20 protein-coding genes are annotated in these 18,656 nt (G+C 62.2%); 6 read left to right on the plus strand and 14 right to left on the minus strand.

Translation table 11 applies throughout. The features are described from left to right. Positions 1–17: 17 nt before the first annotated feature. Positions 18–1,127 carry an ABC transporter ATP-binding protein gene (locus FQ664_RS06110; RefSeq protein WP_144170845.1) on the minus strand — a complete coding sequence of 370 codons (1,110 nt, stop codon included), beginning with the start codon at positions 1,125–1,127 and terminating at the stop codon, positions 18–20. Beyond that, positions 1,124–2,044, minus strand: a complete 921-nt coding sequence (gene argF / locus FQ664_RS06115) for an ornithine carbamoyltransferase (protein WP_144170846.1) — start codon at positions 2,042–2,044, stop codon at positions 1,124–1,126. Before argF ends, FQ664_RS06110 begins: the two co-directional genes overlap by 4 nt. A gap of 397 nt (positions 2,045–2,441) precedes the next feature. Here argF and FQ664_RS06120 point away from each other — a divergent pair, with 397 nt between their 5' ends. After that, the gene (locus tag FQ664_RS06120) at positions 2,442–4,550 is read left to right on the plus strand and encodes a molybdopterin-dependent oxidoreductase (RefSeq protein ID WP_144170847.1); all 2,109 of its coding nucleotides are present in this window, start codon (positions 2,442–2,444) and stop codon (positions 4,548–4,550) included. Positions 4,551–4,641: 91 nt separating this feature from the next. Further along, on the plus strand, positions 4,642–4,977 hold the full coding sequence (gene grxD, locus FQ664_RS06125) for a Grx4 family monothiol glutaredoxin (protein WP_144170848.1): 336 nt from the start codon (positions 4,642–4,644) through the stop codon (positions 4,975–4,977). A 57-nt stretch (positions 4,978–5,034) separates the two neighbouring features. Here the strand turns inward: grxD and bfr are convergent, their stop codons facing one another. Next, on the minus strand, positions 5,035–5,508 hold the full coding sequence (gene bfr, locus FQ664_RS06130; RefSeq protein WP_003258014.1) for a bacterioferritin: 474 nt from the start codon (positions 5,506–5,508) through the stop codon (positions 5,035–5,037). A gap of 200 nt (positions 5,509–5,708) precedes the next feature. Beyond that, the gene (locus FQ664_RS06135) at positions 5,709–5,927 is read right to left on the minus strand and encodes a bacterioferritin-associated ferredoxin (protein WP_144170849.1); all 219 of its coding nucleotides are present in this window, start codon (positions 5,925–5,927) and stop codon (positions 5,709–5,711) included. 224 nt (positions 5,928–6,151) lie between these two features. Between FQ664_RS06135 and FQ664_RS06145 the strand changes: the two genes are divergently transcribed. Further along, the gene (locus FQ664_RS06145; protein ID WP_003254945.1) at positions 6,152–6,754 is read left to right on the plus strand and encodes a peroxiredoxin; all 603 of its coding nucleotides are present in this window, start codon (positions 6,152–6,154) and stop codon (positions 6,752–6,754) included. Positions 6,755–6,937: 183 nt separating this feature from the next. Here FQ664_RS06145 and rnt read toward each other — a convergent pair whose 3' ends face one another. Both rnt and pyrC read right to left on the minus strand, forming a co-directional pair. Further along, a complete protein-coding gene (gene rnt, locus FQ664_RS06150; protein ID WP_243434194.1) occupies positions 6,938–7,549 on the minus strand; it encodes a ribonuclease T in 612 nt (203 codons plus the stop codon). A gap of 59 nt (positions 7,550–7,608) precedes the next feature. After that, a complete protein-coding gene (gene pyrC / locus FQ664_RS06155; RefSeq protein WP_144170852.1) occupies positions 7,609–8,655 on the minus strand; it encodes a dihydroorotase in 1,047 nt (348 codons plus the stop codon). A 130-nt stretch (positions 8,656–8,785) separates the two neighbouring features. Between pyrC and FQ664_RS06160 the strand changes: the two genes are divergently transcribed. Both FQ664_RS06160 and FQ664_RS06165 read left to right on the plus strand, forming a co-directional pair. Then, complete coding sequence (locus tag FQ664_RS06160; protein WP_144170853.1) at positions 8,786–9,742, plus strand: flagellar protein MotY; 957 nt, start codon at positions 8,786–8,788, stop codon at positions 9,740–9,742. A 272-nt stretch (positions 9,743–10,014) separates the two neighbouring features. Continuing rightward, the gene (locus FQ664_RS06165) at positions 10,015–11,232 is read left to right on the plus strand and encodes an argininosuccinate synthase (RefSeq protein ID WP_013973956.1); all 1,218 of its coding nucleotides are present in this window, start codon (positions 10,015–10,017) and stop codon (positions 11,230–11,232) included. Between the two features lie 72 nt (positions 11,233–11,304). Here FQ664_RS06165 and FQ664_RS06170 read toward each other — a convergent pair whose 3' ends face one another. Then, positions 11,305–11,787: a hypothetical protein gene (locus tag FQ664_RS06170; RefSeq protein ID WP_144170854.1), complete on the minus strand. Its 483-nt coding sequence runs from the start codon at positions 11,785–11,787 to the stop codon at positions 11,305–11,307. Between the two features lie 367 nt (positions 11,788–12,154). Here FQ664_RS06170 and FQ664_RS06175 point away from each other — a divergent pair, with 367 nt between their 5' ends. Further along, entirely contained in the window at positions 12,155–12,778 is a 624-nt protein-coding gene (locus tag FQ664_RS06175) for a response regulator transcription factor (RefSeq protein ID WP_144170855.1), read from the plus strand. A 54-nt stretch (positions 12,779–12,832) separates the two neighbouring features. On the opposite strand, the gene FQ664_RS27190 is transcribed toward FQ664_RS06175, so the two are convergent. From FQ664_RS27190 to metG, 7 genes are all read right to left on the minus strand, one after another. Further along, the gene (locus tag FQ664_RS27190; RefSeq protein ID WP_178090952.1) at positions 12,833–13,009 is read right to left on the minus strand and encodes a PA3496 family putative envelope integrity protein; all 177 of its coding nucleotides are present in this window, start codon (positions 13,007–13,009) and stop codon (positions 12,833–12,835) included. Between the two features lie 104 nt (positions 13,010–13,113). After that, positions 13,114–13,752, minus strand: coding sequence for an endonuclease III (gene nth / locus FQ664_RS06180; protein WP_025340388.1), 639 nt, complete (start codon positions 13,750–13,752; stop codon positions 13,114–13,116). 4 nt (positions 13,753–13,756) lie between these two features. Continuing rightward, positions 13,757–14,281, minus strand: a complete 525-nt coding sequence (locus tag FQ664_RS06185) for an Rnf-Nqr domain containing protein (RefSeq protein WP_144170856.1) — start codon at positions 14,279–14,281, stop codon at positions 13,757–13,759. After that, positions 14,274–14,876: an RnfABCDGE type electron transport complex subunit G gene (locus FQ664_RS06190; RefSeq protein WP_144170857.1), complete on the minus strand. Its 603-nt coding sequence runs from the start codon at positions 14,874–14,876 to the stop codon at positions 14,274–14,276. The genes FQ664_RS06185 and FQ664_RS06190 overlap by 8 nt, the downstream gene beginning before the upstream one ends. Continuing rightward, positions 14,873–15,847, minus strand: coding sequence for an RnfABCDGE type electron transport complex subunit D (locus tag FQ664_RS06195; protein ID WP_144170858.1), 975 nt, complete (start codon positions 15,845–15,847; stop codon positions 14,873–14,875). Before FQ664_RS06195 ends, FQ664_RS06190 begins: the two co-directional genes overlap by 4 nt. Continuing rightward, positions 15,844–16,392, minus strand: coding sequence for an Rnf-Nqr domain containing protein (locus tag FQ664_RS06200; RefSeq protein ID WP_144170859.1), 549 nt, complete (start codon positions 16,390–16,392; stop codon positions 15,844–15,846). The genes FQ664_RS06195 and FQ664_RS06200 overlap by 4 nt, the downstream gene beginning before the upstream one ends. A gap of 108 nt (positions 16,393–16,500) precedes the next feature. Continuing rightward, on the minus strand, positions 16,501–18,540 hold the full coding sequence (gene metG, locus FQ664_RS06205) for a methionine--tRNA ligase (protein ID WP_144170861.1): 2,040 nt from the start codon (positions 18,538–18,540) through the stop codon (positions 16,501–16,503). Positions 18,541–18,656 lie beyond the last annotated feature (116 nt).

Consider the following 18,656-nt stretch of genomic DNA (forward strand, 5'->3'; position numbering starts at 1 on the left):
GCCCCAGAGATCTGGCGTCAGGTCGCGGAACTGTACCGACGAACGCCGTTTTCCTGCCGCGCCAACTGTGCCGCCACGCTGCCCGGCACCGGGAACAGCACCAGGTGATCGGCCTTTACCGCAATCCCTACATCCTCACCGACCTGATGGTCGTCATGGCTAGGGAAGATCGCCTCCAGCTGGCTGCCGGTCGGCAACTGCAGGCGGTACAGGGTCGATGCGCCGAGGAAGCTCTTGCCGACGATGTTCGCCTGCAGCGCGCTGCCCGGCGCGTGGACGATATCGTCAGGGCGCAGCAGCACATCCACCGAGCTGCCCGGCGCCATGATGTAGGCACGGTTGCCGCGCAGTTCACCCACTTCGGTATTGACCGCCTCGTGGCTGCTCATCTGCCCACGGATGAAATACCCCTGGCCAATGAAGCTGGCCACGAACGGCGTCTGCGGTTCGTGGTAAAGGTTGTAGGGCGTGTCCCATTGCTCCAGGCGGCCTTCCTTGAACACGCCGACCTGGTCGCTGACGGCAAAGGCTTCTTCCTGGTCATGGGTTACCAGGATGGCGCTGGTGCCACGGCTCTTGAGAATGTCGCGAACCTCATGGCTCAGGCGCCGGCGCAGCTCCACATCGAGGTTGGAAAATGGCTCGTCGAGCAGCAGCAGTTGCGGCTCCGGCGCCAGCGCACGGGCCAGGGCGACCCGCTGCTGTTGGCCGCCGGACAGTTCATGCGGGTAGCGTCCGCCCAGGCCGCCCAGCTTGACCAGTTCGAGCATCTCTTCGATGACCTCGGCCTGGCGCGGGTGCTTGGCGATGCCGAAGGCAACGTTCTGCGCCACGGTCAGGTGCGGGAACAGCGCGTAGTCCTGGAACACCATGCCGATGCGGCGTTTTTCCGGGGCCAGGGTGAAGCCGGCCCGGGAAATGACCTCGCCAGCCAGCTGGATCTCACCGTCGTGCACCGGCTCGAAACCGGCGATGGCGCGCAGGGTGGTGGTCTTGCCGCAACCGGATGAGCCCAGCAGGCAACCGATGTCGCCCGCGTTCAGGTGCAGATTGAGGTTCTGGACGATGCGCTGGTCGCCATAGCCGCAGGCCAGGTTGCGCAGGTTGAGCAGTAGGGGTTGACTCATGCGTGGTGGTAAGCCGGTTCTACAAGGAATTCGAGAAGGGCCTTCTGTGCATGCAGGCGGTTTTCAGCCTGGTCCCAGGCGACCGAACGTGGGTCGTCGAGCAGGTCATGGCTGATTTCCTCACCACGGTGGGCTGGCAGGCAGTGCATGAACAGGGCGTCGGGTGCCGCCAGGTCGAGCAGTTCGCGGGTGACCTGGTAAGGCGCGAAATGCGCCAGGCGCCGTGCAGTTTCCTCTTCCTGACCCATGGAAGTCCAGACATCCGTGGTCACCAGGTGGGCGCCGCGCACGGCTTCCTTCGGGTCGCGCACGATCTGCACGTGGTCACCGCCAATGGCCATGAAGCGTGGGTCCGGCTCGTAGCCTTCCGGGCAGGCGATGCGCAGCTGGAAGTCGAACTGCCTGGCCGCCTCGATGTACGAGTTGCACATGTTGAAGCCGTCACCGATCCAGGCCACGGTCTTGCCCTGGATCGAGCCGCGGTGTTCGAGGAAGGTCTGCATGTCGGCCAGCAGCTGGCACGGGTGCGACTCGTCGGACAGGGCGTTGATCACCGGCACACGCGAGTTGGCGGCGAATTCGGTCAGGGTGCTGTGGGCGTGGGTACGGATCATCACCACGTCGAGCATGCTCGACAGCACGATGGCGCTGTCGCCGATCGGCTCGCCACGGCCCAGCTGGGTGTCGCGCGGGGAGAGGAAGATGGCCTGGCCGCCGAGCTGGATCATGCCGGCCTCGAACGACACGCGGGTACGGGTCGAGGACTTCTCGAAGATCATGCCCAGCACGCGGTTCTTCAGGGGCTCGAACAGCACGCTTCGCTTGCGCAGGTCCTTCAGCTCGATGCCGCGGCGGATCACACCGAGCAATTCGTCGGTGGTGAAGTCCAGCAGGGAGAGAAAGTGCCTAGCGCTCATGATTGACTACCTTATCTGCAACGGAATGCAGGTCGACCGTATGGTTTTTTTTGACAACGGGAGTGACCTGCGGCGTAAGCCGCACGGGGGCGGACGAAATAGGGAAAGGCGCAATACTATAAGTAAATGTCGCCTGAAGCCAAGAGGGGAAACAGCTGCCTAGTACCAAAGGGTGTTGCAAAGGGTGTCTTTACCCGACGGGCAGTGCTGTTTTTTATTTGCTACAGAGGTTGTACACGGCTTGCGGGCAATTTGGCAAATGGCTGTCGCAAATCGTGTGCCTGATGTCGGTGGATTCACGCCGCGAAGCGCGCTGGCCGGTGGTGGGAGCGGGGTGCATAGTCGATGTTCGACAACGCTTCACCATAACCTCCATGACAACAAGGCAGAGGCGGCCATGACCAAGACCCTGCATCACCGTGCCTGTCACCTGTGCGAAGCGATCTGTGGGCTGAATATCGAAATCAGCCATGACGACGACGGGCGGGCGCTGATCAGTTCGATCAAGGGCGACCCCCAGGACCCGTTCAGCCGCGGCCATGTCTGCCCAAAGGCCGTGGCCCTGCAGGACATCCAGAATGACCCCGACCGCCTGCGTCAACCGCACAAGCGGGTGGGCGAACACTGGCAGGCCATCGGCTGGGACGAAGCCTTTGCCTTGGCCGCCGACAGGCTGTGGGCGATCCAGCAGGCCCATGGGTGCAATGCCGTGGCGGTGTATCAAGGCAACCCGAGCGTGCACAACTACGGTTTGATGACCCACAGCAACTACTTCCTGGGCCTGCTGAAAACCCGCAACCGCTTCTCTGCCACCTCGGTGGACCAGTTGCCGCAGCACCTGGTCAGCCACCTGATGTACGGCCATGGTCTGCTGCTGCCGATCCCGGACATCGACCAGACCGGTTTCATGCTGATCCTCGGCGGCAATCCGCTGGCCTCCAATGGCAGCATCATGACCGTGCCGGACGTGGAAAAGCGCTTGAAAGCCCTGCGGGCCCGAGGCGGGCGCCTGGTAGTGGTGGACCCGCGGCGCAGCGAAACGGCGGCCATGGCCGACCGCCACCTGTTCATCCGCCCTGGAGGGGATGCGGCCTTGTTGTGTGGCTTGCTCAACACCCTGTTCGCTGAAGGCCTGGCGCGTGGCTCGCACTTGCCGGTCACCGGCCTGCAGCAGGTGCGCGAAGCGATCGCGCCGTTCAGCGCAGAGGCCATGAGCGCGCACTGTGGCATTGCCGCGACAGACATTCGCCAGCTGGCACGGGACTTCGCCGCGGCCGACAAGGCGGTGTGCTATGGCCGCATGGGGGTTTCGACCCAGGTCTTCGGCACCCTTTGCCACTGGCTGGTGCAACTGATCAACCTGGTCACCGGCAACCTTGACCGCGAAGGCGGTGCGTTGTGCACCGAGCCTGCTGTCGACCTGGTGGCGAGCACCTCGGGTGGCCATTTCAACGCCTGGCAGAGCCGGGTGTCGGGGTTGCCCGAGTACGGCGGCGAACTACCCGTGGTGGCTTTGGCCGAGGAAGTGCTGACACCCGGAGAAGGGCAGGTGCGTGCTCTGGTGACGGTGGCCGGCAACCCGGTGCTGTCCACGCCCAACGGCCGCCAGCTGGATGTGGCGCTGGAGGGGTTGGAATTCATGCTCAGCATCGACCTCTACATCAACGAAACCACCCGCCATGCCGACCTGATCCTGCCCTCCACCTCGGCGCTGGAAAACGACCATTACGACAGCACGTTCAACTTGCTGGCCGTGCGCAACGTAACGCGCTTCAACCGGGCGATCCTGACCAAGCCTGAAGGGGCACTGCATGACTGGGAGATTTTCGTTGGGCTGGCACAAGCGTTCGCCAAGCGCGCCGGGCTGGAGTTGAAACCGACCTGGGCGCCAGCGCAGATGATCGACCTGGCTCTGCGCAAGGGGCGCTATGGCGAAGCGACGCCCTGGCAGTTGTCGCTGGCAGTGTTGGACGAGCACCCGCATGGCCTCGACCTGGGGCCATTGCGCGCCAACCTCGCTGCGCGGCTGACGACTGCCAGCAAGGCGGTCGAAGCGGCGCCCCAGGTGCTGCTGGACGACCTGCTCCGGCTGGCGCAACAAGCCCCTCCGGCGCCGGGCGAACTGCTGTTGATCGGCCGCCGCCATGTGCGCAGCAACAACTCGTGGATGCACAATTTCCATCGTCTGGTGAAAGGCAAGCCGCGACATCAGTTGTTGATGCACCCGCAGGACCTGCAGCAGCGGCAGTTGCAGGACGGTCAGCGGGTTCGTATCCGCTCGCGTACCGGGGACCTTGAAGTCGAGGTACAGGCCTGCGAGGACATGATGCCGGGTGTGGTCAGCCTGCCCCATGGCTTCGGTCATTCTCGTCAGGGCGTGCGTATGCAGATCGCCCAGGCGCAACCAGGCGTGAGCGCCAACGACCTCACCGATGAGCGCCTGCTTGACCGGGTTTCCGGCAATGCCGCCCTCAATGGCGTACCCGTGCAGGTAGAGGCCGCGTAAGGAACGGTAAGGCCGAGCATGCTGCTCGGCTTTCCGTTACAATGCGTCACCGTGCCGACGACCGTGTCGGAAAGTTCAGCCGAGGTGCTACATGGATATCATCGAAACGATCAAAGAGCAGATTGCCAACAACACCATTCTGCTTTACATGAAAGGCTCGCCGAATGCCCCGCAGTGTGGCTTCTCTGCGCGTGCATCGCAGGCCGTGATGGGTTGTGGCGAGAAATTCGCCTACGTCGACATCCTGCAGAACCCGGAAATCCGCGCGAACCTGCCAAAATACGCCAACTGGCCGACCTTCCCGCAGCTGTGGGTAGCCGGTGAGCTGGTCGGTGGCAGCGACATCATGCTGGAAATGTTCGAGAAGGGCGAGTTGCAAACCCTGATCAAGGAAGCGGCTGCCAAGGCCAAGGCTGCCGAGGCCTGATTTTCCGGCAAGTATAAAAAAACCCGCTGATCGCGGGTTTTTTTACGGGGCAAATATCTATTCTTCGCCCATCTGCGACTGCAGGTAGTTCTCGATACCGATCTTGTCGATCAGCCCCAGCTGGGTTTCCAGCCAGTCGATGTGTTCTTCCTCGGACTCGAGGATATCTTCGAGCATGTCGCGCGAGCCGAAGTCGCCAGCGGTTTCGCAATGGGCGATGGCTGCTTTCAGGTCGACCAGGCCCTTCTGTTCGATCTTCAGGTCGCATTCGAGCATCTCTTTGGTGTGCTCGCCAATCAGCAGCTTGCCCAGGTCCTGGACGTTGGGGATGCCTTCGAGGAAGAGAATACGCTTGATCAGTTTGTCAGCGTGCTTCATCTCGTCGATGGATTCCTTGTACTCGTGCTTGCCGAGTTTGTTCAGGCCCCAATCTTCGTACATGCGTGCGTGCAGGAAGTACTGGTTGATTGCGACCAGCTCGTTTCCGAGGATCTTGTTGAGATGCTGGATGACGCTTACGTCGCCTTTCATGCCGGGTTCCTGCCCTGTAGAAGTGTGCCAATGCAGGGAAGTTTGAGCCCGATACTTAGGTGTGTCAAACCTAAGTTCTTGAATAATAAGTGAAAATTAATGGAAATAAGAATGTTTGTGAACCGCGTTGGAGCGCTAACTTATTGAATTGCGGGCATAAAAAAACCGGACGCAAGGTCCGGTTCTTCGAATTCTGGGTTTCAGGCTGCGGTAAATTCCACAGGGTAGGGCAGGGCTGCCTGGCTGACCTGAAGCTCGGTCAGGGTCTCGCGGACCACCTGCTTGGCCACGCAGGCACATTTGCCACACTGGCTGGCGACGTTGGTCGCGGCTCGCACTTCCTTGTAGCTGCAGCATCCTTCATAGATCGCATCGCGGATCTGTCCGTCGGTAATGCCGACACAAAGACACACATACATAAAGGCTGACCATCGTTGGTGGGCTCGATGGGTTGGAGCTTAATGGTAATGAGAATGCTTGTCAAAGGGGTTTCTGGAAGGGCCGTGCTTGAGCGACCGGCGGTTGCTTTGTCGTTGGAGTCGGCCTGTCATCAGAAGCCGTGTATGATGGTCGGCCTTTGTTGGTTGTCGGGCAAGCCCGTCTGGCCCGGCAAACGGTTTTTCACCCTCATCAGGAGATTACAATGAGCGTACTCGTTGGTAAGAAAGCCCCCGATTTCACCGTTCCGGCCGTGCTGGGCAATGGCGAGATCGTCGACAGCTTCAACCTGGCTTCGGCCATCAAGGGCAAGTACGGCCTGGTGTTCTTCTACCCGCTGGACTTCACCTTCGTCTGCCCGTCCGAGCTGATCGCCCTGGACAACCGCATTCCTGACTTCCAGGCGCGCAACGTGGAAGTGATCGGCGTGTCGATCGACTCGCACTTCACCCACAACGCCTGGCGTAACACCCCGGTCAACAACGGCGGTATCGGCCAGGTCAAGTACACCCTGGCTGCCGACATGACCCACGAAATCTGCAAGGCCTACGACGTCGAGTCCGAAGGCGGCGTGGCCTTCCGTGGCGCCTTCCTGATCGACACCAACGGTGTTGTCCGTTCGCAGATCGTCAACGACCTGCCACTGGGCCGCAACATGGACGAGCTGCTGCGCCTGGTCGACGCCCTGCAGTTCCACGAAGAGCACGGTGAAGTCTGCCCTGCCAACTGGAAAAAAGGCGACAAAGGCATGAACGCTTCGCCAGAAGGTGTTGCTGCCTACCTGAGCGAGAACGCCGGCAAGCTGTAATTGCTGCGTGCACAAAAAAACCGGCCCTGGTGGCCGGTTTTTTTGTGCCTGGCTTCTGGGAGCGCTTCGCGCTCCTTTCGCGACACAAGGCCGCTCCCACAGGTACAGCGCCGCCCGTGAATGGGGCGCTGTGGGAGCGGCCTTGTGTCGCGAAAGGGCCGCGAAGCGGCCCCAGACTTCAACTCAGTCGTTGAAATCGCGCCAGCCGCCCATCTCTTTCCAGCGGTTGACGATGCCGCAGAACAGCTCGGCCGTCTTCTCGGTGTCGTAACGCGCCGAGTGCGCCTCACGCCCGTCGAAGTCGATGTCGGCGCTCTGGCAGGCCCGCGCCAGCACGGTCTGGCCATAGGCCAGGCCCGCCAGGGTCGCGGTGTCGAAGCTGGAGAACGGGTGGAACGGGTTGCGCTTCAGGTCATTGCGCGTCACTGCCGCATTGAGGAAGCCCAGGTCGAAGCTGCTGTTGTGGCCGACCAGGATCGCCCGCTTGCAGCCATTGGCCTTGAGCGCCTTGCGTACGCCACGGAAGATGTCGGTCAGCGCGCTTTCCTCGCTTACCGCCATGCGCAGTGGGTGATCCAGCTTGATCCCGGTGAACTCCAGCGCGGCCGGCTCGATGTTGGCGCCTTCGAACGGCTCCACCCGGTGGAAGTACGTGTGCTCGGGGAACAGGAAGCCCTTTTCGTCCATGCCGATGGTGACCGCGGCAATTTCCAGCAGGGCATCGGTGGCGCTGTTGAAACCACCGGTCTCGACATCCACCACCACCGGCAGGTAGCCGCGGAAGCGCTCGGCCATCGGGTGGCGCGAGCTGCCGCTGCCCTGGGGGGCGAGGTCGTCTTCGTAGAGGTCTTCGCTCACGCGTTTTCCTCCAGCAGGCGCCAGCGCAGTTTTTCGCCGGCGCGCAGCGGGACCACGGTCTGCTCGCCAAACGGCAGGCTGTCCGGGGCGGTCCATTCTTCGCGGACCAGGGTAATGGTGTCGGTGTTCGCCGGCAGGCCATAGAAGGCCGGGCCGTGCAGGCTGGCGAAGCCTTCCAGCTTGTCCAGCGCGTTACGCTGTTCGAATGCTTCGGCGTACATCTCGATGGCCGCGTAGGCGGTGTAGCAACCGGCGCAACCGCAGGCAGCTTCCTTGGCGTGACGGGCGTGAGGGGCGGAGTCGGTACCCAGGAAGAACTTCGGGTTGCCGCTGGTGGCCGCGTCCAGCAGCGCCACCTGGTGGGTATTGCGCTTGAGGATCGGCAGGCAGTAGAAGTGCGGGCGAATGCCGCCAACCAGCATGTGGTTGCGGTTGTACAGCAGGTGCTGGGCAGTGATAGTCGCGCCAACGTTGAGCGGGGCCTCGCTGACGAACTGCGCGGCATCGCTGGTGGTGATGTGCTCGAACACCACTTTCAGCGTCGGGAAGCGCTCGACCACACGGCGCATGTGCTCGTCGATGAAGCGTTTCTCGCGGTCGAACACGTCGATCTCGCTGCGGGTGACTTCGCCATGCACCAGTAGCGGCATGCCAACTTCCGCCAGCGCTTCGATGGCCGGGAAGATGTTGTCGATGCTGGTCACGCCCGAGTCGGAGTTGGTAGTGGCACCGGCCGGGTACAGCTTGGCGGCGTACACGACGCCGCTGGCCTTGGCCGCGTGGATGTCCTCGGGGCTGGTGCGGTCGGTGAGGTAAAGCACCATCAGCGGCTCGAAGCGGCTGCCGACCGGGCGGGCTGCCAGGATGCGTTCACGGTAGGCGCCAGCCTCGTCGGCATTGCGCACCGGTGGAACCAGGTTGGGCATGATGATGGCACGGGCGAAAGTACGCGCCACGTCGCCAACGGTGTGGGGCAGGACGGCACCATCGCGCAGATGGATGTGCCAGTCGTCGGGACGCAGGAGGGTCAGGCGATCGGACATTGGGGATTCCAGGCGGGTCGAACTCAAGCCCCAATGCTACCGGAAAACCCTGGGTGGAGCACGGCTATCAAGTTTTCCGACAGGCGTCCGATAGCTTGCAGGTAAGCCGTCAGAATTTGTGGAGCCGCCCGTGCGCCAGCGTTACCTAGCCCTGTTGACCCTGTTCGCCAGCCTGCCGGTCGACGCACTGACTTTCCAGACGCGCATGGAGAACATCGCCTGGAAGGTCGAGGGGGATCAGTTCGAATGCCGGCTGATCCAGCCGGTCGACGGTTTCGGCAGTGGTGAGTTCGTACGCCGCGCCGGCGAGCAGCCGGTGTTCCAGCTGCGCTCGGACAGCAACGTACTGGGTGCGGGCACGGCTACCTTGCTGGCAGCCGCTGCGCCGTGGCAACCCGGGCGCAGCGACATCAACCTGGGCAGCGTGCGCATGGCCCGCACCGGGGTGTTGTTCAGTTCGTCCCAGGGCCAGGCCAGCCGCCTGATCAACGGCCTGCTCGACGGGCGCAGCACGGTGGTGCGCAATTACGCCGGCGAGGCGGGCAGGCCGATGGAAGTGCGTGTGCTGCCGGTCAGTTTCGCCAAGGCCTACAGCGACTACCAGGCCTGTGCTGGCAAGCTGCTGCCGATGAACTACGACCAGGTGCGCCAGACCCAGGTGGGCTTCCCCGGTGGGGGTATCGAGCTGGATGGCGCGGCCAAGGCACGGCTGGACGTGATCCTCGACTACATGAAGGCCGACCCGACGGTAAATCATGTCGAGCTCAACGGCCACTCCGACAACAGCGGCAACCGCCTGACCAATCGCGACATGTCGCGCCGCCGGGCACTGGCGGTGGCCGACTACTTCAAGGCTCATGGCGTGCCGGAAGAACAGATTACCGTGCGCTTCCATGGTGAGCGTTATCCGTTGGCGAAGAACAACAGTGCTGCCAACCGGGCGCGTAATCGCCGGGTGAATATCGAACTGGACCGGGTGGCGGTGGTTGATAAGGTGGAGAAGCCGGTTGAGCAGGCAGCGCCTGCTGCTCCGACGCCAGCGCCAGCCAGTCCGGCTGCTGCCGCGCCGGGGGCGAAGGCGCCCTGAGATCATCGGGGCGCCTGGTGCATGGCAAGGGATTGCATCAGGGCCTACAGGTGTCCGCCACAACATTTTCGGCGCATGTGAGACCGAGCGCCGCCCGATCTCATAGGCGCTGAACAGGTCAAGGCATGCACCTTGGGGCCCTGATACTATTCTCCCGTCGCCCTTCCGAAAGTTCTTGTCGCTTTGTCGTCAGAAGCTGTCGCCCCACTGTAAATTTTCCCGCAACGTCGTTAGAATCGAACCCTTTCCGTACAACCCCGTGGAGTGATGGCATGGCGGACGTAAAAAAGGTCGTACTGGCGTATTCCGGCGGCCTTGATACTTCGGTGATTCTCAAGTGGCTGCAGGATACCTACAACTGCGAAGTGGTGACGTTCACCGCTGACCTGGGTCAGGGCGAAGAGGTCGAGCCGGCCCGCGCCAAGGCCCAGGCAATGGGCGTTAAAGAGATCTACATCGACGACCTGCGCGAAGAATTCGTACGTGATTTCGTGTTCCCGATGTTCCGCGCCAACACCGTCTACGAGGGCGAGTACCTGCTGGGTACTTCCATCGCCCGTCCGCTGATCGCCAAGCGCCTGATCGAAATCGCCAATGAAACCGGCGCTGACGCCATTTCCCATGGCGCCACCGGCAAAGGTAACGACCAGGTGCGTTTCGAACTGGGGGCCTACGCCCTTAAACCAGGCGTCAAGGTCATCGCCCCATGGCGTGAGTGGGACCTGCTGTCCCGCGAGAAGCTGATGGACTACGCCGAGAAGCACGGCATCCCGATCGAGCGCCACGGCAAGAAGAAGTCGCCGTACTCGATGGATGCCAACCTGCTGCACATCTCCTACGAAGGCGGTGTCCTGGAAGATACCTGGACCGAGCACGAAGAAGACATGTGGCGCTGGAGCGTCTCGCCCGAGAACGCCCCGGACCAGGCCACCTACATCGAACTGACCTACCGCAACGGTGACATCGTTGCCATCGACGGCGTCGAGAAGACCCCGGCCACCGTCCTGGCCGACCTGAACCGTATCGGTGGCGCCAACGGCATCGGCCGTCTGGACATCGTCGAGAACCGTTACGTCGGCATGAAGTCGCGTGGCTGCTACGAGACCCCTGGTGGCACCATCATGCTCAAGGCCCACCGTGCCATCGAGTCGATCACCCTGGACCGCGAAGTCGCTCACCTGAAGGATGAGCTGATGCCGAAGTACGCCAGCCTGATCTACACCGGCTACTGGTGGAGCCCGGAGCGTCTGATGTTGCAGCAGATGATCGACGCTTCGCAGGTCAACGTGAACGGCGTGGTACGCCTGAAGCTGTACAAGGGCAACGTCACCGTGGTCGGCCGCAAGTCGGACGACTCTCTGTTCGACGCCAACATCGCTACCTTCGAGGAAGATGGCGGCGCTTACAATCAGGCGGACGCTGCCGGCTTCATCAAGCTCAACGCTCTGCGTATGCGCATTGCTGCCAACAAGGGCCGCTCGCTGCTCTGATCGCTGGCATGTGCACTAAAAACCCCGGCCCAGGCCGGGGTTTTTTTTTATGCCTGTGGAAAGCCTGCTGCATCAATGGTCGTCGTTCGCCATCTGCCCCTCAAACAGGCTGATCGACAGTTGTGCGCATTGGCGTTTATCCAGGTTGCAAAAGCGCCAGGTGCGCGCCGGTGAAGGCGGTTGGGCAAGGGCTAGCAGCAGTTGTTGCTCCATCATGCGATAGGCATCGGGGCCGGAAAACATGAACGTGACAGGCTCGCCCTGTAGCGCTGCGCCGGCATCACTGGGCATTGCAGGTTTGGCCAGACCGTTCAGTGCTGATGTGTTGTCGTTTGCTGTTCTGTTTGGCGACGGGTTGTAGAAGGACTTGTAATTGAAGTTGAGCGTGAGGAAGAACAGTGCCGTCAGGAAGAACGGGAAGCCCACCAGGAACCAGGTATAGAGATTTTGGCTGGACTCGCTGAGAAACGGCAGTGTGGCAAGGGCAGAGGCTTCGATAATCCCCGCGAAGATTGCAATGATCGTCAGCGGGGCGACAGGTTGTGCTTGGGGCATATGGGCCGTCTCCAGCGATTTTGCCCATCATTACCTTACAGTGATACTCAACTAAAGCCTGGATTGTTTCCCCGGTGAGGAATAATCGCCGGAAATCCCGGCAGCCTTGTTTGTTCAGCGTGTTTGAATTGGATAATTCCTCAGGTAATAGTCGTTTTTCAACTGGTGCACCTTTGCAGGCGGGTGATACCGTTCATTCCCGCAACAAGGAATTTGATTGTTACAACTACAGTAGTTGCGTGTAGGAAATTTCTGTAAGTGTTGTAGGTTTTATCTGCTCATGTATTTCGCCGGTAAATCACCGCGCCAGCAAGCGTTCTGTCGGTTATCTTGACGGGCCAAAGCAAAAACAATGAATGGATATCGCATGAATAAAGTGCTTATTGTGGATGATCATCCGGTCATACGCCTGGCCGTACGCATGCTGATGGAGCGGCATGGGTATGACGTCGTGGCCGAGACCGACAACGGGGTGGCTGCGCTGCAGCTGACACGGCAACACCTGCCGGATATCGTGGTGCTCGATATCGGTATCCCCAAACTGGATGGCCTGGAAGTGATCGCCCGCATGGCGGCCTTCAACCCGGGCAGCAAGGTGCTGGTGCTGACATCGCAGCCCCCTGGCAACTTCTCGATGCGTTGCATGCAGGCGGGGGCGGCGGGGTATGTATGCAAGCAACAGGAGCTCACCGAACTGCTGAGCGCCATCAAGGCCGTATTGTCGGGCTACAGCTACTTCCCCAACCAGGCCCTGCATCTGTCACGCAGCAGGGGCGGTGGGAGCGAGACGGATATGGTCAACCGCCTCTCGGCGCGCGAGATGACGGTGTTGCAACAGCTGGCGCGAGGGCGTTCGAACAAAGAAATTGCCGACAGCATGTTCCTCAGCAACAAGACGGTCAGTACCTACAAGTCGCGCCTGTTGCTCAAGCTCAACGCGCGGTCGCTGGTCGACCTGATCGAGCTGGCACAACGGCAAGGGTTGAACTGACCGCCAAGGCCGTAGAGCCTCCTGCCAGGAGGCTTTGCCAGTGCAGGTCGCGGGCTACAGATCGTAGTCGAAGTCGGCCAACTGCTTCTGCAGGCGCCTTTCTTCCAGCATATTGTCGATGGTGCGGCGTTTGCTCAGGTTGGTCTTTGCGGTTTCCACCTGGGGTTCCACTTCATCCTCTGCGGTAACAAAATCATCTTCGATCGACAGGTCGTCTTTATCGCTACTCATGAGTCGCTCCAAGCCAAGGGGCCATTGGCCGTCCTTATAACCAGAAAGCAGACGCTGGTAAAAAAGATTTTTTCAATCGTCGCAGGTGGTTTTTAGCTATCGACTCAATCGTCGGAGGTCTTGTGCTTGTACTCGCACAAATCTTCGATTCGGCAACTGCCGCACCGTGGCTTGCGTGCCTGGCACACATAGCGCCCGTGCAGGATCAGCCAGTGGTGGGCGTCGAGCAGGTAGTCTTTTGGTACGAACTTGATCAGCTTTTTCTCCACTTCCAGCACCGTCTTGCCTGGCGCAATGCCTGTGCGGTTGCTAACCCGGAAGATATGGGTATCCACCGCCATGGTCGGCTGGCGGAACGCCGTGTTGAGTACTACGTTGGCGGTCTTGCGGCCTACGCCGGGCAGCGCTTCCAGGGCTTCGCGGGTTTGCGGTACCTGGCTGCCATGGCGCTCGATCAGCAGCCGGCAGGCTTCGATGACATTCTTGGCCTTGCTGTTGTACAAGCCAATGGTCTTGATGTACTCGCTCAGTCCTTCGACGCCCAAGGCATAGATGGCCTCGGGGGTGTTGGCCACCGGGAACAGGCGGGCGGTGGCCTTGTTGACGCCGACATCGGTGGACTGCGCGGACAGTGTCACGGCGACCAGCAGTTCGAACGGGGTGGTGTAGGCCAGTTCGGTCTTCGGGTCGGGGTTGTCTTCGTGCAGCCTGCGAAAGATCTCCAGGCGTTTGGCGGCATTCATGAAATCAGAGCTTTCCTTGACGACGTGGTTGGGCGGGGCCCGGACGCAGCCGATTGTACAAGGCCAACAGTAGTCCGAGCAGTAGCAAGGCACCGGGGGCCAGGCTGGCCAGGTGCAGACCGGCACCGTGGGTCAGCCATTGGCGGCTGGCACTGAGCAGCAGGCAGGTGGCAAGCAGTGTGCAAAGGTGGCTGGCGAACAGGCGCCAGCGCCCTTGATCGGGCAGCAAGTGGTCAGTGACCAGGCATTGCAGGCACAGCAGTGCGGGATAGTGGCCGAGCGAGAGAGCCAGTGGCAGCAGCCAGGCTCGCAGGGCCAGTTGCAGGCTACTGGCCAGGGCCGCCAGCAGCAGCAGGCTGGCCAGCACATAGGTCCAGGCGGCGAGCCGCTGGCGCAGGGGGGCCAGCAACAGTTGGTGAACGCTGCTCATCAGCACCGCGCACACGCCGATGGTGGCGCCTTCGCTCAGTGTCCGGGTGGCGCCCAGCAGGGGCACAAGGCTAGCACTCAGCAGGTAGAACCTATTCATGCGTGGTGCCCTCCAGCAGCACGCTGCGCTGCTCATCGAAATAGCTCAGCGCCTCCTGCAGCGCACCGATCACTGCCCGTGAGGTTACGGTTGCGCCGGCCAACTGGTCAAAGTCGCCCTGGTCGCGCTTCAGCGCCCAGTGATCGCCCAACTGGCGGTTGGAAAATTGCCCCAACCAGTTCACCTGCGGATCACCCAGGCGCGCGCCCAGCCCGGGGCTTTCCTGTTGCTCGACCACCTGGCTGCCGATCAGCCGGCCGTCCGCGGCGATGGCCACGCTCAGTACGATCGGCCCGGCATAGCCCTGGGCCTGGGTGACCAGGAGAATAGCGGTCGGTTTACCCGCCAGCGTGGCCCGGTAAGCTGCCAGGACACGGCTGTTTGGCCGCTGTGCGGCGGGCCTGGGCAGTGGGTTGTCCAGTGGCTGGTTGTCGTAACTGCCTTCTGGCAGTACCGCCAGCCGTTGGCGGCTGTTCAGTTGTTTCTCGGCGTCGGCGATGGCCGTGCTGGTCCAGTGCCGCCAGACCAGGGTGGCCGACAGCGCTAGTGCTCCGGTCAGCAGCAGCAGGCCCACCTCACGCACCAGGCGCTTCATCGGGCAACCTGCTGGCGCTGCAAGGCCAGGCGTTCGAGGCTCGGCGCCATGAGGTTCATCAGCAGGATGGCGAACGCCGTACCGTCCGGGTAGCTGCCCCAGGTGCGGATCAGGTAGATCAGCAGGCCCGCGCCCAGGCCAAACCCCAGCTTCGCCCACTCCTGCCGGGGGCCGGACACCGGTTCGGTGGCAATGAAGAATGCCGCCATCATGGTCGAGCCGGAGAACAGGTGTAGCAGGGGGGAACCGTTGGAGTCCGAACCCGAGCCATTCCAGCCCAGCAGGCTGAACAGGAACAACCCTGCCAGCAAACCAACCGGCGCATGCCAGCTGATCACCTTGCGCTGCAGCAGGAACAGGCCGCCCAGCAGGAACGCCAGGTTGACCCATTCGCTGCCTCGCCCACCGATGCTGCCGAAGCCCGGGTGGCTGGCAAACAGTTCATCGAGGGTCTGGCTGCGGTTGTGGCGCAGGCCGTCGAGCAGTGTCGGCCGGGCCCAGGCATCGATCTGCTCGCTACCGGCGAACACCTGCTGCAGGCTGTCGAGCAGGCCAGGTGCCGGCCCTGGCCAATGGTTCATCTGCAGCGGGAAGCTCAGCAGCACGAAGGCGTAGCCGACCATGGCCGGGTTGAACAGGTTGCGCCCGACCCCGCCAAAGGCCTGCTTGCCGAGGCCGATGGCAACACTGGCAGCGACCACCGGCAACCACCACGGTGCCAGGGTGGGCAGGGCGGCGGTCAGTAACACGGCAGTCACCAGTGCGCTGCCGTCGTTCAGCGCCGTGCGCAGCGGTTGTGCGCGCCAGGTGAGCAACAACGCCTCGCACAGCAGCGCGGCACTGGCGCACAGCAACAGGTTCAGTAGCAAACTCCAGCCATGCAACCAGAACAGCGTCAGCAGGCCAGGCACGCAGGCCAGCAACACCAGGCCCATGCTGGTGCGTAGTCGTGGGTCGGGCTTGGCGGTCATTGGGCGAACAGCCCGTTGAAGCCGGAAAACGCCATGGCCATGACCCCGACACCGAGCAGTTCGATGGGCAGGCCACGCAGTGCCTCGGGTACCTCGCCATGAGCGCTGCGCTGGCGCAGGTCGGCGAACAGGGCCAGCGCCAGCCAGAAGCCACCACCGGCCAGCAGGGCTTGCAGCAGCGTAGCGAGCCATGTGCTGTCGTCGTTTGCCTGTTGCAGGGTCAGCCCCAATCCTGCCGCGTTGCTCAACAGCAGCGCGGGCAGCTCCGTCACCGGCCAGGTCGGGTGCCACCTTGTCAGCAGCCATGGCACGCCCCAGGCGAGCACGGCCAGCCAAGGCAACAACAAGAACAGCGCAAGGTCCTGGGCCTGGAATGGGGCAAGCACCACGTGCAACAGTAGCTGTGCGCCAATCATGCCCAAGGCAATGCACAGTGTGCAGGCAAGGCCGTGCACGTGCAGGTGCAGCCTGGGGAGTGGCTGTTGTTGCAGGCACAGGTGATTGACCAGCGCGGCGCTGATCAGGACCAGGATGTAGTCGCTCATGAGATGACGATAGCCGGGAATCGGGGTGATTGTCCGGGTTTGGCATCAAGGTGCGGGAGTCATTGTGGGAGCGGGCGTGCCCGCTCCCACAAGGTCCGGCAGGTTTTGTTACTTGATGCGCTGGCCTGGCTTGGCACCGCTGTCCGGGCTCAGCAGGTAAATCTCTTCACCGCCAGGGCCGGCCGCCATGACCATGCCTTCGGACACGCCAAAGCGCATCTTCCGTGGCTTGAGGTTGGCTACCATCATGGTCAGGCGGCCTTCCAGCAGGGACGGGTCGGGGTAGGCCGACTTGATGCCGGAGAACACGTTGCGGCGCTCGTCACCGATGTCCAGGGTCAGTTGCAGCAGCTTGTCGGCACCCGGTACGGCTTCGGCCTTGACGATCAGTGCCACGCGCAGGTCGACGGCAGCGAAGGTGTCGAACTCGATTTCCGCTGACAGCGGGTCCTTGGCCAGTTCGCCATTGCCGGCCGGGGCCTTGGCTTCGGCGGCCAGCAGGTCTTCCTTGCTGGCGGCGACCATGGCTTCGACCTTGGCCGGCTCGATGCGGCTCATCAGCGCCTTGAACGGGTTCAGCTGGTGGTTTTCCAGGCGCGACAGGTGGTCGTTCCAGGTCAACGGGGCCACGTTGAGGAAGGCTTCGGCGTCGGCAGCCAGCACTGGCAGCACCGGCTTGAGGAAGATCACCAGCTGGCGGAACAGGTTGATGCCCTGGGCGCAGATGGCCTGCACTTCATCCTGCTTGCCGTCCTGCTTTGCCAGCGACCACGGGGCCTTGTCGGCGATCCAGGCGTTGGCGCGGTCGGCCAGCGCCATGATTTCGCGCATGGCACGGCCGAAGTCGCGGCCTTCATAGGCGTCGGCGATCGACGGGGCGGCCGCCAGGAAGGCTTCGGTCAGCTCCGGTGCGGCATCGCCAGCCACCATCACGCCTTCGTTGCCCTTGTGGATGAAACCGGCACAGCGGCTGGCGATGTTGACCACCTTGCCGACCAGATCGGAGTTGACCTTCTGCACGAAGTCTTCCAGGTTCAGGTCCAGGTCATCGACGCCACGACCCAGCTTGGCCGCGTAGTAGTAACGCAGGTATTCCGGCTGCAGGTGGTCGAGGTAGGTGCGGGCCTTGATGAAGGTGCCGCGCGACTTGGACATCTTGGCGCCGTTCACGGTCAGGTAGCCGTGCACGTTGACCGCGCTCGGCTTGCGGAAGCCGGCGCCTTCGAGCATGGCTGGCCAGAACAGGGCGTGGAAGTTGACGATGTCCTTGCCGATGAAGTGGTACAGCTCGGCCTTGGAGCCTTCGTTCCAGAATGCGTCGAAGTCCAGCTCCGGACGGCGTGCGCAGAGGTTCTTGAAGCTGGCCATGTAGCCGATCGGCGCATCCAGCCACACGTAGAAGTACTTGCCTGGCTCACCCGGGATCTCGAAGCCGAAGTACGGCGCGTCGCGGGAGATGTCCCATTCCTGCAGGCCCGAGTCCAGCCACTCGGCCAGCTTGTTGGCGACCGCGTCCTGCAGCGTGCCGCTACGGGTCCACTGTTGCAGCATGGCCTGGAAGTCGGGCAGCTTGAAGAAGAAGTGCTGGGAGTCACGCAGAACCGGGGTGGCACCGGAGATGGCCGACTTGGGGTTCTTCAGCTCGGTGGGCGCGTAGGTGGCGCCGCATTTTTCGCAGTTGTCGCCGTACTGGTCTTCGGCCGCGCACTTGGGGCAGGTACCCTTGATGAAGCGGTCGGCGAGGAACATGCCCTTTTCCGGGTCGAAGTACTGGGTCACCGAACGGGTGGCGATGTGCCCGGCTTCACGCAGGCGCGTGTAGATCAGGCCCGACAGCTCGCGGTTCTCTTCGCTGTGGGTGGAGTGGAAGTTGTCGAAATCCACCAGGAAGTCGGCGAAGTCGCTGCTGTGCTCGGCCTGGACATTGGCGATCAGCTGTTCCGGGGTGATGCCTTCCTTCTCGGCACGCAGCATGATGGCCGAACCGTGGGCGTCGTCGGCACAGACGTAGATGCACTGGTTGCCGCGCAGCTTCTGGAAGCGGACCCACATGTCTGTCTGGATGTACTCGAGCATATGGCCAAGGTGGATCGATCCATTGGCATAGGGCAAGGCGCTGGTGACGAGAATCTGACGTGGCTCGGACATGGTGGCTCGGCTACTTATCTGGCGACGGGGTAAAAATGAGGTTGATCGGCCACTATAAAGGGCTGGCGAAGATATTTCACCCCGCATGCGCATCTGCTGACGATTGACGGGTTAGG

This window comes from Pseudomonas persica, from assembly GCF_900291015.1.
Classification (GTDB): domain Bacteria; phylum Pseudomonadota; class Gammaproteobacteria; order Pseudomonadales; family Pseudomonadaceae; genus Aquipseudomonas.

Excerpts from the sequence above, each read along its gene's own strand:
- FQ664_RS06110 (WP_144170845.1), bottom strand. The coding sequence starts at position 1,127 with ATGAGTCAACCCCTACTGCTCAACCTGCGCAACCTGGCCTGCGGCTAT.
- FQ664_RS06200 (WP_144170859.1), bottom strand. The coding sequence starts at position 16,392 with ATGAGCGACTACATCCTGGTCCTGATCAGCGCCGCGCTGGTCAATCAC.
- FQ664_RS06195 (WP_144170858.1), bottom strand. The coding sequence starts at position 15,847 with ATGACCGCCAAGCCCGACCCACGACTACGCACCAGCATGGGCCTGGTG.
- FQ664_RS06175 (WP_144170855.1), top strand. The coding sequence starts at position 12,155 with ATGAATAAAGTGCTTATTGTGGATGATCATCCGGTCATACGCCTGGCC.
- FQ664_RS06165 (WP_013973956.1), top strand. The coding sequence starts at position 10,015 with ATGGCGGACGTAAAAAAGGTCGTACTGGCGTATTCCGGCGGCCTTGAT.
- FQ664_RS06135 (WP_144170849.1), bottom strand. The coding sequence starts at position 5,927 with ATGTATGTGTGTCTTTGTGTCGGCATTACCGACGGACAGATCCGCGAT.
- argF (WP_144170846.1), bottom strand. The coding sequence starts at position 2,044 with ATGAGCGCTAGGCACTTTCTCTCCCTGCTGGACTTCACCACCGACGAA.
- FQ664_RS06120 (WP_144170847.1), top strand. The coding sequence starts at position 2,442 with ATGACCAAGACCCTGCATCACCGTGCCTGTCACCTGTGCGAAGCGATC.
- FQ664_RS06190 (WP_144170857.1), bottom strand. The coding sequence starts at position 14,876 with ATGAAGCGCCTGGTGCGTGAGGTGGGCCTGCTGCTGCTGACCGGAGCA.
- bfr (WP_003258014.1), bottom strand. The coding sequence starts at position 5,508 with ATGAAAGGCGACGTAAGCGTCATCCAGCATCTCAACAAGATCCTCGGA.
- FQ664_RS06185 (WP_144170856.1), bottom strand. The coding sequence starts at position 14,281 with ATGAATAGGTTCTACCTGCTGAGTGCTAGCCTTGTGCCCCTGCTGGGC.
- grxD (WP_144170848.1), top strand. The coding sequence starts at position 4,642 with ATGGATATCATCGAAACGATCAAAGAGCAGATTGCCAACAACACCATT.
- FQ664_RS06170 (WP_144170854.1), bottom strand. The coding sequence starts at position 11,787 with ATGCCCCAAGCACAACCTGTCGCCCCGCTGACGATCATTGCAATCTTC.
- metG (WP_144170861.1), bottom strand. The coding sequence starts at position 18,540 with ATGTCCGAGCCACGTCAGATTCTCGTCACCAGCGCCTTGCCCTATGCC.
- FQ664_RS27190 (WP_178090952.1), bottom strand. The coding sequence starts at position 13,009 with ATGAGTAGCGATAAAGACGACCTGTCGATCGAAGATGATTTTGTTACC.
- nth (WP_025340388.1), bottom strand. The coding sequence starts at position 13,752 with ATGAATGCCGCCAAACGCCTGGAGATCTTTCGCAGGCTGCACGAAGAC.
- FQ664_RS06145 (WP_003254945.1), top strand. The coding sequence starts at position 6,152 with ATGAGCGTACTCGTTGGTAAGAAAGCCCCCGATTTCACCGTTCCGGCC.
- pyrC (WP_144170852.1), bottom strand. The coding sequence starts at position 8,655 with ATGTCCGATCGCCTGACCCTCCTGCGTCCCGACGACTGGCACATCCAT.
- rnt (WP_243434194.1), bottom strand. The coding sequence starts at position 7,549 with ATGGCCGAGCGCTTCCGCGGCTACCTGCCGGTGGTGGTGGATGTCGAG.